This is a genomic window from Maridesulfovibrio frigidus DSM 17176, assembly GCF_000711735.1.
Classification (GTDB): Bacteria; Desulfobacterota; Desulfovibrionia; order Desulfovibrionales; family Desulfovibrionaceae; genus Maridesulfovibrio; species Maridesulfovibrio frigidus.
Window position 1 is genome coordinate 90478 of sequence record NZ_JONL01000007.1, and the last position, 13575, is coordinate 104052.

11 protein-coding genes are annotated in these 13575 nt (G+C 41.3%); 10 read left to right on the top strand and 1 reads right to left on the bottom strand.

Going from position 1 to position 13575, the window contains the following annotated elements; genetic code table 11:
- Positions 1 to 33 precede the first annotated feature (33 nt).
- Positions 34 to 1380 carry a UDP-glucose dehydrogenase family protein gene (locus tag BR06_RS0113995; protein WP_031484113.1) on the top strand — a complete coding sequence of 449 codons (1347 nt, stop codon included), beginning with the start codon at positions 34 to 36 and terminating at the stop codon, positions 1378 to 1380.
- Between the two features lie 53 nt (positions 1381 to 1433).
- Here BR06_RS0113995 and BR06_RS0114000 read toward each other — a convergent pair whose 3' ends face one another.
- The gene (locus tag BR06_RS0114000; RefSeq protein ID WP_031484115.1) at positions 1434 to 1649 is read right to left on the bottom strand and encodes a hypothetical protein; all 216 of its coding nucleotides are present in this window, start codon (positions 1647 to 1649) and stop codon (positions 1434 to 1436) included.
- A 263-nt stretch (positions 1650 to 1912) separates the two neighbouring features.
- Here BR06_RS0114000 and BR06_RS0114005 point away from each other — a divergent pair, with 263 nt between their 5' ends.
- The 9 genes from BR06_RS0114005 to rpsT all read left to right on the top strand — a co-directional run bounded on the left by BR06_RS0114005 (position 1913) and on the right by rpsT (position 13549).
- Positions 1913 to 2389 (top strand): chemotaxis protein CheW, encoded by a 477-nt coding sequence (locus BR06_RS0114005; RefSeq protein WP_031484117.1) that lies wholly within the window; start codon positions 1913 to 1915, stop codon positions 2387 to 2389.
- 211 nt (positions 2390 to 2600) lie between these two features.
- A complete protein-coding gene (gene mfd / locus BR06_RS0114010; RefSeq protein WP_031484119.1) occupies positions 2601 to 6059 on the top strand; it encodes a transcription-repair coupling factor in 3459 nt (1152 codons plus the stop codon).
- Positions 6060 to 6088: 29 nt separating this feature from the next.
- Positions 6089 to 7051 carry a SurA N-terminal domain-containing protein gene (locus BR06_RS0114015; protein WP_031484121.1) on the top strand — a complete coding sequence of 321 codons (963 nt, stop codon included), beginning with the start codon at positions 6089 to 6091 and terminating at the stop codon, positions 7049 to 7051.
- 153 nt (positions 7052 to 7204) lie between these two features.
- The gene (locus tag BR06_RS0114020) at positions 7205 to 8143 is read left to right on the top strand and encodes a SurA N-terminal domain-containing protein (protein WP_031484123.1); all 939 of its coding nucleotides are present in this window, start codon (positions 7205 to 7207) and stop codon (positions 8141 to 8143) included.
- Between the two features lie 127 nt (positions 8144 to 8270).
- On the top strand, positions 8271 to 9152 hold the full coding sequence (locus BR06_RS0114025; RefSeq protein WP_031484125.1) for a helix-turn-helix domain-containing protein: 882 nt from the start codon (positions 8271 to 8273) through the stop codon (positions 9150 to 9152).
- A 19-nt stretch (positions 9153 to 9171) separates the two neighbouring features.
- Positions 9172 to 9912: a DNA repair protein RecO gene (recO, locus tag BR06_RS0114030; protein WP_031484127.1), complete on the top strand. Its 741-nt coding sequence runs from the start codon at positions 9172 to 9174 to the stop codon at positions 9910 to 9912.
- Positions 9913 to 10121: 209 nt separating this feature from the next.
- The gene (gene glyQ / locus BR06_RS0114035; RefSeq protein ID WP_031484129.1) at positions 10122 to 10994 is read left to right on the top strand and encodes a glycine--tRNA ligase subunit alpha; all 873 of its coding nucleotides are present in this window, start codon (positions 10122 to 10124) and stop codon (positions 10992 to 10994) included.
- A gap of 17 nt (positions 10995 to 11011) precedes the next feature.
- Positions 11012 to 13105 carry a glycine--tRNA ligase subunit beta gene (gene glyS, locus BR06_RS0114040; protein WP_031484130.1) on the top strand — a complete coding sequence of 698 codons (2094 nt, stop codon included), beginning with the start codon at positions 11012 to 11014 and terminating at the stop codon, positions 13103 to 13105.
- A 180-nt stretch (positions 13106 to 13285) separates the two neighbouring features.
- Entirely contained in the window at positions 13286 to 13549 is a 264-nt protein-coding gene (rpsT, locus tag BR06_RS0114045) for a 30S ribosomal protein S20 (RefSeq protein ID WP_031484132.1), read from the top strand.
- The last annotated feature ends 26 nt before the right edge of the window (positions 13550 to 13575 follow it).

Here is a 13575-nt window from a genome sequence, read left to right on the forward strand (position 1 = left end):
TTAAACGTAAAGTAATCAAGAAGAGAATAGCTAATGAACATATGTATAGTAGGAACTGGTTATGTAGGATTGGTCAGTGCTGCCTGTTTTGCCGAAATGGGAAACCACGTGTGGTGTGTAGACGTAAATCCTGACGTTATCAAAACTCTCAAAGAAGGTAAGATTCATATTTTTGAACCTGGTCTTGAAGATCTGGTTAGGCGAAACTATGAAGATAAAAGACTTTTATTCACTACCAACCTTAAAGAAGGTCTGGACAAAGCCCGCTTTATTTTCATTACTGTCGGGACTCCCTGCAACCCAGACGGTAGTTGCGACTTGAAATATGTTGAAGCTGTTGCCCGCGAAGTAGGGCAGACCATGACAGAATCCAAGATTATCGTTGATAAATCGACAGTTCCAGTCGGAACCGCTGATAAAGTTCGCGCAATAGTTAAAGCAGAACTTGATAAACGCGGACTTGATCTTGAATTTGATGTCGCATCCAACCCTGAATTCCTTAAAGAAGGCGATGCTGTCAGCGACTTTATGAAACCAGACAGAGTTGTTGTGGGAACTGAAAAAGAAGCAACCTGCAAAGAATTTGAAACATTATACGCACCATATGCCCGCAGCAGATCAAAAATGATCTTTATGGGAACAAGAAGTGCGGAAATGACAAAATATGCCGCAAACTGCATGCTTGCTACAAAAATTTCATTTATTAATGAAATGGCAGGAATCTGTGAAAAAGTTGGGGCAAATGTACGTGAAGTCAGACTCGGCATTGGTTCAGATCATCGCATCGGTTACTATTTCATATACCCGGGCGTAGGATATGGCGGTTCATGTTTCCCTAAAGACGTGAAAGCCCTGATCAACACTGCTAAAGAAGTCGGCGCACGACCTGAACTCATCGAAGCCGTTGATTCTGTTAACAACAGACAGAAGAAAATGCTTTCCCGCAAGATCTTGGATTACTTCGAACCTCAGGGCGGAGTGAAAGGAAAGACCCTTGCAATATGGGGACTTGCATTCAAAGCAAATACTGATGACATGAGAGAATCTTCCGCTTTATCCATCATCACCGAGCTGACTGAGGCCGGAATGAAGATTAAAGCTTTTGATCCAGTAGCTCACACGAAAGCAGAAGAGCTTCTACGTGATAATGATCTAGTGGAAATCGTACACAACCAGTATGAAGTGCTTGAGGGCGCCAATGCTGTAGCAGTTGTGACCGATTGGAACCAGTTCAGAAATCCTGATTTTGATAAAGTTAAAGAAGCGCTGCTTGCGCCTGTTATTTTTGACGGAAGAAATCTTTACGATCCGTCATACCTCGGCAGCAACGGTTTTGCTTACTTCAGTGTAGGACGCAGACCTGTTGGCAATTTAGATTAGCCGAAATTTATGCTCATAAATAAAAAGCCCGCTTTAAGCGGGCTTTTTATTTTCTAAGGTGATAAAGATTTCATACAAGATCTGAGTTGCAGTTCCTGTAAAATTAACCGTTCGTATTCTGGACTGTATGGAACTTCTTCTTGGTTTTCTTGATTCAACATTTTAGCTAGAAACTGGGTTTCTTCCCAGAAATCAAGCAATTCATCATTTGCTAATGATTTAATTTGATCTTCCAAAGTAACATTATCCGTTGGGGAAAACTGAGCCATGCGAGTTCATACCCTCCTGAGTCTTCGCCTAATTGATGATTTTTATTTCAGTCAGATGACTAGATAGTCATTTATACGTGACTAGTCAATTTTTAGTAGAAAAAAATTTTTGATGAATTATGTAATAAGTTTATGATTAGCTTGCAAATATTCCAGATGAATAATAATATACCGAATTAATAAGAACAGTTTGTTGATAAGAATAACTTTTTTCATGGTCAATTTTGATCATGCATTACAATAGCAACTATCAGGGGGCAGGAATGGAAGAAGATGAAATCAAGCTTGATGATGAACTAATCCAGCTAGTCACCTTCAGTATTGCCGAAGAAGAGTTCGGAGTTGATATTCTGGCGGTTCAGGAAATTATTCGAACTATGGAAATAACCAAAGTTCCAAGAGCACCTGTATTTGTTGAAGGGGTAATTAACCTTCGCGGTAAGGTTATTCCTATTGTTGACCTAAGAAGCAAATTTGGTCTTGAGACTAGAGCACATGATCAGCACACTCGTATTATCGTTATTGAAATTACTGATATGATAATCGGTTTTGTGGTTGATTCTGTTTCAGAAGTTCTCAGGATTCCGGCAAATACAATTGAGCCACCACCACCTGTTGTTTCAGGGCTCGAGTCTGAATACATCAGCGGAGTTGGTAAACTTGAAGACAGACTTCTTATTCTGCTTGATCTTAACAGGCTCCTTTCAGACGATGAACAGGAATTGCTTGCACAGGTTTAGCTAGAATTTAAAAGAGGTACAGGACACTGCAAACTTATCTTAAGCATGTGGTTGTTTCTGAATACGATTGAATTTATGAGTCTGTTACCAGTTAATCTACGATTAAACGTCTATTTACTGGACAACAGAACTGTTTCTCTGCAAAAAAAAGCCGTCCCCTGAATTATCGGGAGGACGGTTTTCTTTTTTATAATAATTTTTTGGAGCTAAATTGTCGTTACCGTCCGAATTAACCGCTTTTGCAACCGGAAGCGGAACTACTGCACGAGTTTTTAAAAGTGGCCCCGGAACACAGGCGTTCACCGCGCACAATCTGCATTCCCGCGGACAATCTGTTGTCATGGTTGCGCCGGGAGCTCGTGAATATGCAGAACTGAAAGCGTTAATCACACTATTCAGCCGCAACGACCGTGACCAGAAAGGTAAAGTTATACCTGCTTGGGAAAGAGACTGGGTTTTCCTTCCACCGTATCTGTCAAAATCTCCTCTCGCTTCCGAGTGGGCAGATAGATGGGCTGCGCTACATGCTTTGACCCGTGGAGGTAAACAGTCTGTACTGATGACTGTTGATAATCTGCTACCGAAATGGCCAGCCCCCTCAATACTCGAAAATAATTATATCAATCTTTCCAAAGGCGAAGAAATGGACCCGGAAATGCTCATTGAGCAGGCCGTTTCGTGGGGCTATTCACGCACTAAACTTGTTTCCGGCTATGGCGAAATGTCCATGCGCGGAGACATTTTAGATATATACGCTCCGGGTTATGATCTACCCATAAGGATCGAATTTTTCGGTGATATCATTGAAGAAATACGCGTTTTTGATCCCTCTACTCAGCGTTCCAAAGCTGATCTCGATGAAGTAACCTTACTCCCCGTAGCACCAGCCATGCTGACAGGTGACAACATCGATGCTGCCGCCGATCTTTGGGACCACCTTAAAACGACCGGTGAAATTTCTGCAGAAGGACATTCAAATCTTCATGAAAAAGTTGGTAACGCAGATGGAATGATCTGGCCCGGACTCTTTTATCCTGATTGTACTGATCTAAAATCATTTTTATCTAAAAAAGCCGTATGGGTGCTTTCATCCGCCTCAAATTTAAGACTCAGGCTTAAAGATCATGAATATGGCTGGAAAACTTTTCTACATGACAAATCAGCTCACGCAGGCTGTAAATGGCCTATAAACACAATTTGCTGGAACGAAGAAAAGGCTAGATCAACATGGCAGGGCGAACGCCAAATTGTGTACGAAGATCTAGTTATCGGGCGTGAGAAAGACGGGATAGATCTGCCTGAAAGATCGCTTACCGCATTTTCTGATATTTTTTGGAAGCCGGAGCAGATGAAACGACCTTGGGCTGCGCTTGTGGCTGCACTTAAAGAGTGGAATTATGAACGATTCCAGACGGTGCTTAGCTTCAGAACTGATAGATCTCGCAAAAAATTTCTATCTCTCATTGAATCTGAACAACTTTCAATTTCTACAGAATATTCCCCGCTGAATAAAGGAATTTACGCTCTCATTTCTCCCCTTAAAAACGGGATGGAACTTGAATGGAACCAGACTATGGTGCTCGGTGAGGGCGTGCTTCAACCCGAAGCCGCCAAAGGAACCCGCATCAGAGACAAAGCCTTCGAGGGAATGACAAGTTACGAAGACTTACTGCCAGAAGATCTGCTTGTTCACCGGGACTATGGATTATCGCGTTTCGGAGGATTACATCACTTTAAAGTTGGTGACGTTACAAACGACTATTTAGTGTTGTACTTCGATTCTGACGACAAGCTATATGTTCCGGTCGACAGGCTTAATCTTGTCCAAAAATATAAAGGACCGGAAGGTTCATGTAGTGTTTTAGATAAACTAGGCGGAACACGCTGGTCCAAAACCCGTGAAAAAGCGCGTAAGGCTATTGAAAAAATTGCCGGTGAACTTGTCGAAATGTATGCATACCGCAAAGTTGCCAAAGGGTACGCATATGGGCCTCTGGATGACATGTACTGGGAATTTGAAAGTACTTTCGGATTTGAAGAAACACCTGATCAGGAAAAAGCTATCCAAGATGTGTTCAGGGATATGGAAAGTCCTGAACCTATGGACAGACTTGTTTGTGGCGATGTCGGATTCGGTAAAACAGAAGTGGCACTCCGAGCTGCATTTAGAGCAGTTTTAGACGGTAAGCAGGTTATATTACTTTGTCCTACAACTGTTTTGGCAGAACAGCATTACCAGACATTTGTGCAGCGCATGGAAGGATTTCCGGTCAACGTCGGCATGCTCAGCAGGTTCGTCACTAAAACCCGCCAAAAAAGGGTTTTGGAAGAGTTGTCAGCGGGTAAAGTTGATATCCTTATAGGAACACACAGAGTCCTATCTAAAGATGTTGAAGCTCCGAATCTCGGATTACTTATACTTGATGAAGAACAGCGTTTTGGAGTGCGTCACAAAGAGCGCATCAAAGAAATGCGTAAAAACATTGATGCTCTTACGCTAACTGCTACACCAATTCCACGTACCTTACAGTTGTCACTATCCGGTGTAAGAAGCCTGAGTACCATTGAAACTCCGCCTGTTGACCGTAAACCAGTAGAAACAGCATTGATCGAACGTGACGAAGCAATGCTTGCGTCTGTAGTTAAGCGCGAACTGGAAAGGGGCGGACAGATTTTCTGGGTCCATAACAGAGTACAGGGCCTTGATAGGGTAGCTGAGTTTGTAAAAAAACTGGCACCAGATGCAACAGTAGGTATGGCTCACGGTCAGATGTCTGAAAAGAATCTGGAAGATACCATCCATAAATTTTGGCACAAAGAGCTGGATATTCTTATCGCGACCGCAATTATCGAATCCGGCCTTGATTTCCCGAATGCCAATACATTAATTGTAGATCAAGCTCAGATGTTCGGACTTGGTCAGCTATATCAGTTACGAGGAAGGGTAGGGAGAAGCACTAGACAGGCTTACGCATATTTCGTTGTATCGTCCCTCGATTCATTAACCGAGAAGGCTAAACGGCGCATGCAGATTATTCTGCAGTTGGACTATTTAGGGGCCGGCTTTAAAGTTGCTATGGAAGACCTTAGACTGCGCGGGGCCGGAAACATTCTCGGTGAAGTTCAATCGGGACAAATGGCTAAAGTTGGGCTTGACCTGTTTCTGGAAATGCTTGACGAAGAAGTACGTAGAATCAAAGGAGATGACAGCACCATTGCTTCAGATCCTGAAATGAATTTTGTATTTAAAGCCCATTTACCGGAAGACTTTGTTCCTGATGCCAGAGAAAGACTCAGGTATTACAGAGCACTTTCATCCGCCATAGATGAAGCTCGAATCGAAGAGCTTTCAGCCGAGATTAAAGATAGATTCGGGCATTTCCCAGAGGAAGTCGAAAACTTCATAACTGTGCTGTACCTCAAAAAGACATTAGCTAGACTCGGCGTAACAAGAGCAGACCTATTTCCGGCTCGAGTGGTACTAACATGGGAAGAAAGTAAAAACCCTGTAGATCCAGCTAAACTTATAGGCTGGATCGGAGATCCGAAAAATTCAGCGCGCTTGAAGCCACCAGCCAGCCTTGAAATCAGGTTTGACAAAGGATCTGAAATAGCTCCAGGGCTTAATAAAATTTGTAAAGACCTTGAAGTGTTAGTCGACAAAACTTAAATTATATTAGTTATATGCGGAATTTATTTATGAAAAAGACAATCATTTTCCTACTATTAACGTTGCTACTGATTTCAGGATGTAAGGACAAAAGCGAAGAACCTGGCATAATTGCACGTGTGAACGGTAAACCCATATATCTTACACAGTTAGATTATAAATATGATCTGATGCATGATGGAAGTGCCGGTTTTGTCCCTTCTGTAAATCAAGTCAGGAGTGAGTATGGGCAAATTCTTGGCGATATAATTGTTCAAGAGCTTGTTACGCAAGAACTTCAGGAGCGTAATGTACCTGTCTCCGATCAGGAACTGAAAGAAGCGGAAGATGAAGTTCGCTCGGATTACCCAGAAGGAGCTTTCGAGCAAATTTTAATTGAGGAATACATTGACCTTAATTCGTGGCGCAGACAGCTCAGATACCAACTGGCAATGGATAAGTTTTTCAGCCAGATTCTTCGCCCCGAAATCAAAATTGACTACAAAGAAGCGGAAGATTACTACCGCACACACTTATCTGACTTTTACATATCAGCCGGATATCAATTCATAATGATTAAAGGATTTAGTCGTGATTTAGTTTCCAAGGGTGTAGAATTATACAGAAAAGGTGTTTCCCCTGATAAAATATCTAGCCGTTTCAAACAGGTGTCCGTCAGAGAGATATGGATTAGAAACGATCAACTTCCTGCTGGGTGGGAATCGTTTGTTAAAGAATTAGAACCAGGCAAAGCAAGTCCTATTATAGCTCAGGAAAGAGAATTTATCTGTTTGATACTTAAAGAAAAGAAAAGCGCAACCTTACTAACACCACTTCAAGCATACTCTGCTGTTGAAAAAGTTCTGCTTGAAAAAAAATTAGATGACAAGTTTGAATTGTGGTTGAAGAAAAAAATAGCTGCTTCAAAAATAAAAATCAGCAAAAAGTTACTACCCAGAGAGCAGAGCAAAGAAGCCGTTCAAACCGAAGATAAAAATGCACAAACAGAGTAATTATTAGTTCTTTTTACTAATCTTGCATACTTCGATGAAAGAGTTTAGTTAGTCATGGTGTATGGATAAGACTGTGGCAAAAATCTGCATAGCTTTATCTTGTTATAATTTGATAAATATTTATTTATTTCATATATTTACGGGAGTTATCAATTGAAGCGTATAGTTATTAGTTTTTTAATCGCTTTAGCCTGTTTTACAGGTTCTTTTGCGAAAGCAGAAGAAAAAGTTGTAGACGGCGTTGTCGCTGTTGTTAATGGCGACATCGTTACAATGTATGAGATGAACGCTAAAATGGCTCCTATTTTGAAACAATTTAGCGGAAAGAGTCTTTCTGCAGTTGAACAAGAACAGGTTAAGAACATTAGGGCGCAAATACTTCATCGTTTTATTAATGAGATGATTATTGATCAGGAAGCTAAAAAGCTAAAAGTTACTGTTTCAGATAAAGATATTGAAGGTGAAGTTAATCGAATTAAAAGCTCCAGCAATCTTGATGATGAGGAGTTCAACCGTCAGCTGAAACTGCAAAAAACAACTCTCGAAGAATTTAAAGATGGATTGCGCAAAGACATTCGTAAACACAGACTTCTTTCCTTCAAAGTCAAAAACAAAGTTGTTGTTACCGAGGAAGAAATTAAGGCCGTATGGAACAGCACTAAAGTTCAAGAGGCTGAAGAAAATCAAAGTGTTCATCTGAAATTAATTCTTTTCCCCTCAGATATTTCAGCAGAAAAAATCAGAGAAGAAATCATTTCAGGTGAAATCACATTTGAAGAAGCGGCAGATAAGTATACGGCCGGCCCCGGTGCTGGATCAGGTGGAGATCTTGGAGTGTTAGAATGGGGAGATCTCGCAAAAACCTGGCACGACGCCTTAACCGGACTTAAGGTTGGTGACATAAGTCAGCCATTTGAAGTTCAAACTTCATTAGCGCTGCTTAAACTTGATTCATATGCAAAAAATGAAGAAGACACTTTTGCCGAAAATAGAGATGAGATTTATGATCGTCTTTACCGGGAAAAGCAAGACGCTGTCTTTGCTGATTATATAAAAAAACTTAGAGAAAAAGCGGTAATTCAAATTAAGTAAAAGTTTTTTTCGGGGAGAACGGTTAGCGGACGTTTTTGTGTTTTTTTAAAAAAAAACCTGTTGTAAAAAACAACTTCAAAGATTTTTATCTTTGATCGAAGCAGCCAGTATATTATACGAGGGCCTTATGGATTTAAAAGAGCTTGGTTCCCGACTAAAAGCGGAAAGAGAACGTCAAGGATTTACCATAGAACAGATCATGGAGCTTACTAAAATTAGCCGAGTGAATGTATATGCTATTGAAGATGGCAATAAAAAAGATTTTCCTCACCCGGTGTACGCTAAAGGTTTTATAAAGAACTATGCGAAAGTTCTAGGCCTTAATTCTGAAGAAATCGGTGAAGAATTTTCGAAATTTTATTCTGTCGATGAAGAGCCTGAAGAAAGTTTGCAAAACAGCTTTGATCAGAACAACTCAGCACAAAAAGATTATTCAGTAAAATCGAGTAGATCTTCATTTGCATCTATATTGATGATTTTAGTTTTGATTGGAGTTTTAGCAGGATTTATTTATTACCTGCACGACAATGCTTTACTCGATTTTGGTAAGACCGATCAGGTTGAAGTTGTAGTTGAAGAAGCTCCCGAGGTTGCAACTAATTCTGAAGCGGATAGTGAGGAGCTTGAAGTTGTAGTTGAAACTCAAGCCGAGGAGTCAGAACAGGAAGCTGCTACTGAAGCTCAGGCTGTCGAGGAAGTTAAAGCTGAAGAAGTCGTAATAGTTCCTGAAGAGGAAGCGACTACAACTCCTGTAGCACAAGTACAGGGAAATAATGTAGTAATTACAGCAAAGCCAAATCAGGCTTGCTGGCTTAAAGTTTCAATTGATGGCAAAAGCAGTGAGTATGTTCTTAACAAATCACAATCACTGCTGCTTTCATACGACAAAAGCTTAAAGATAAAATTTGGTAATGGCGGCGGAGTTGATGTTACATACAACGGCAAACCTTTCGTTTTCAATGCTGTTGAAGGTAAAGTAAAAACTGTTGATTTCCCTGTTTCTGAATAGAAATTTCAGTGCTTAAAAAATGGAAACAACAGAAAAAGTTTTAATTCTTAAAACAGGAAAATTTAAAGAAAATGACCTCTGGGTGAGATTTTTATCAGCCTCAAGAGGTGTGCAAACAGCTTTCGCATTTGGCGGCAGTAGAAGCCGGAAAAGATTCGGTGGCTGTTTAGAACCTTTCTCGATGGTTCTCTTCAAAATTGAAAGCAATAAGACTGGAGCATATCAGGTCCTTAAAGAAGGAAGCCTGATGAAAAGTTATCCCGGAATACGAACAGATATTCGTAAAATGGGGCTTGCGGCAAATTGTTTAAAATTTATTGAATCAGCTGGAACAGAGAAAGAAAGTAGTCGCAGAGTATATGATCTTTTATCTGCAACTCTTGATGCTATTGAAGAGTCAGAGCCTGATGATTTTTTCCCGTTATTTTTTAGAGCGAAGGTTGCATTCGAACAAGGGTACAATCCAGACTTTACAATTTGCTCACTATGCGGCAAACCTCTTTTCAGCTCTCGTCCTGTAGTATTTGATGTGGAAAAGGGTGGTATAATCTGCTCTGACTGCGATAGCGGCAGGCGAGGGAACACTGTCAGCTCCGGAACGATTCGTACGCTGGCATGGATTCAGGATACCGGGCCTGCGAACTGGATGTCTCTGAACATCCCATATGAAATCAGGCAGGAATGCTTTGCAGTCATGGACAGATTCATGGCTTATCATATGGGCCTAGTTTGGGAAGGAAGTAGTTATAGAAAAATTTAGTAATGCTCACAGTCTAATCTTAATTTGGTAGGCTAGACTGATTTGCATTTTGTTTTAGATTTTTTCAAATAATAAAATATTGATAAAGTCTAAATAAAGTCTGTTGTTATTTGTTGATAAGTCGGACATTTTTGACTTTATACACAGCGTATAATTGTTAATAATGAATCTATAGAAAGTGTAGTTTTTTTCTAGATGTGAGGATTTTAATGAATTTTCAGAATGTTATACTTACGTTACAGAACTTTTGGTCTGATTACGGTTGTTGTTTGGTTCAGCCCCTAGATATTGAAGTAGGTGCCGGAACATTCAACCCATCAACCTTTTTCAGAGTGATCGGTCCTGAACCTTGGGATGCTGCTTATGTCGAACCTTGCCGTCGTCCTACAGATGGACGCTATGGTGAAAACCCGAATAGGCTTCAGCATTATTTCCAGTTTCAGGTTGTCTTAAAACCATCTCCTGACAATGTTCAGGACCTATACCTCAAGAGCCTTGAAGCCCTTGGGATAGACCAGGCAGCTCACGACATCCGCTTTGTCGAAGATGACTGGGAATCTCCAACACTGGGTGCTTGGGGGCTAGGCTGGGAAGTTTGGCTTAATGGAATGGAAGTAACTCAGTTTACCTACTTTCAACAGTGTGGGGGGATAGACCTCAGCCCTGTCACCGTCGAAATAACATACGGACTCGAAAGAATTAGTATGTATTTACAAGGTGTAGAATCAGTCTACGACCTGATGTGGAATGATAAGATTACGTACGGTCAGATCTTCCATCAGAACGAAATTGAGAATTCCAAATATAATTTTGAACTCAGTGATTCGGCCATGCTTCTTGACCTTTTCAATAAGTATGAAGCTGAAAGTTTGAGACTGTGCGAAGAAGGACTTCCTCGCCCTGCATATGACTACTGTCTAAAATGCTCTCATACATTCAATATGCTTGATGCTCGCGGCGCAATATCCATTACCGAGCGTGCAACTTATATAGGCAGAGTGCGTACTTTGGCTTCAGCGGCGGCAAAACTTTACTCAGAAGAACGCGCTGAAATGAACTACCCCATGCTTGAAAACGATTAAAAAAAACGGAATTTGATATGGCCGATTTTATACTTGAAATAGGTATTGAAGAGATGCCCGCCCGCTTCGTTCCACGTTTGGGTGAGGATATTAAAAATATATTCAGCAGTCTGCTTAGCGAAAATATGATTGACTCTGCGTCAGTTGAAGCTTTTGCAACACCCCGCAGACTTACTGTATCTGTAAAAGACATAGCTCTTGATCAGAAAAAAGTTGAAGAGGAAGTCTCTGGTCCTCCGGCAAGAATAGCTTACGATGCTGACGGAAAGCCAACCAAAGCTTGTGATGGTTTCGTAAAATCGCAAGGGATTACTCTTGAAGATATTTATATCATTGAGACCCCTAAAGGTGATTATCTCGGAGCTAAAAAGACTGTCGGTGGAGCTAAAACAGTAGATATTCTTCCAGAAATTTGCCTAACAGCAATTAAAAAGCTTTCATTCCCTAAAAAGATGAAGTGGGGCAGCCTAGACTTCACTTTCGGTCGTCCGCTGCGCTGGCTGCTTTGCCTATGCGGTGAGACCGTTATTGACTTTGAACTGGCTGAGCTATCTTCTGGACGCCTGACATACGGTCACCGTGTTATGGGTCCCGGACCATTTGAAGTTCCGACAGCTTCAGATTATTTCAAAATAATTGATGAAAAATGCTCTATTGTCATTTCCCCCGAAAAACGCGGTGAATTGGTACAAGAAGAGGGCAACAAACTTGCTTCTGAGCTTAACGGTTCAGTTGTATGGAAAGACAGCCTCCTTCAGGAAGTCAGCAATCTTGTTGAACTCCCCATGCCTATCATCGGCAATTTTGATGAATCCTTTCTCGAACTTCCAAAAGAAGTTCTGCTTACAAGCATGGAAAGCCATCAGAAATGTTTCGGTATTCAGAAAGAAGACGGCGGCTTGCTTCCGCACTTCCTCTGTACTTTGAACCTTGTTCCTAAAGAAATAGAACTAGTTCGTAAGGGCTGGGAGAAAGTTCTTAAAGCAAGACTTGAAGATGGTCGCTTTTTCTGGGCTAAAGACCTTGATACCGAATTCAGTGTCTGGCTTGAGAAGCTTGAAAATGTTGTATTCCTTGGACCTCTTGGAACCATGGGTGACAAATCCCGCAGGATGGAACGCTTAGCCGCTCTGATAGCAGGAAAAGTTGACCCGGACATGCAGACCGAAATGGCCAGAGCAGGCAGAATTGCCAAAGCTGACCTTGTTTCTGAAATGGTTAATGAATTTGACAAACTACAAGGCCTTATGGGCGGTATCTACGCAGCTAAACGCGGCGAAGACGAAGTTGTCTGCAAAGCTATCAGCGAGCAGTATCTTCCAGCCGGACCAGAAAGCCCTGTTCCTTCCACCCTCGGTGGAGCTATAATTTCCATGACTGATAAAGCTGATACGCTCGTCGGCTGCTTTGGTCTAAATAAAATACCTACCGGTGCTAACGACGCCTACGCTCTCAGGCGCGCAGCCCTTGGTATTATCCGGATGATCCTGGAATACGGATTAAGCGTCGACATCCTCGAAATACTCGACATTGCTTATGAAGGTTATTCTAAGGAAATTAAATGGAAGCTTGAAAAAGCTGAGATTCTTGAAAAGCTTGGAGATTTCATTTCCAGCAGACTCCGTGCCTACTTTACTGGGCAGGGATATAAAACAAGAGTCGTTGACGCTGCTTTGGGTGCCGGATTCAGAGACGTAACTGCACTTAAAGCTAGAGTTGAAGCTTTATCTGAATTTGCGAAAGAAGATGGATTCGAACAGGCGGTGCTTACTTTTAAGCGAGCATCCAACATTATCAAAAAGCAGGGTAGTGAAGCAGGTCTGGTTTTAACTGGTGGTTACGAAGTTGCAAAACTTATAGAACCACAGGAAAAAGATCTTGCTACCAAACTCGATGATACTGCGGCCCGTTTCGAAGAACTTTGGAATAATGACGACTTCACGAATCTCTTTGGAATTCTTGGAGAATTAAGACCATTCGTGGATGACTTTTTTGATAATGTCATGGTCATCAGCGAAGATGAAACATTAAAAATTAATAGGCTTAATCTGCTCCAAGCTCTAGTCGATAGATTGAGCAGACTGGCCGATTTCGGCGCGCTACAGGTTTAACCTGTCGTCCGTTTTTATAATTCACTTGTTATTTTCAACTTTTATTATATTTTTTATTACTAAAAAGTGCTATCAAAGCTTGACAATAGCGAATGATTTTGGTTAATGACCGTTTTTGTTAGAACGCAACTCCGGCTGTCCGGAGAAAGAAATACAAATTTAAGATACAGGAGAAATACCTTGGCTAATCATAAATCAGCACTCAAAAGACACCGTCAGAGCCTCGTTCGTCAGTCACGCAACAACATGGTACGTACTCGTATCAAAAATGTTGTAAAAGATGTTCGTGCAGCAGTAGAAGCTAACGACACTGAGCTTGCTTCAGCAACTCTTCGTAAAGCTACAGCAACTCTCGACGCAGCAGCTACAAAGAAAGTAATCCACGCACGTTGTGCAGCACGTAGGATCTCTCGTCTTCACGCTGCAGTCAACAAGATGGCGTAACGCATTTAACATCTTGTTTTTGCAAA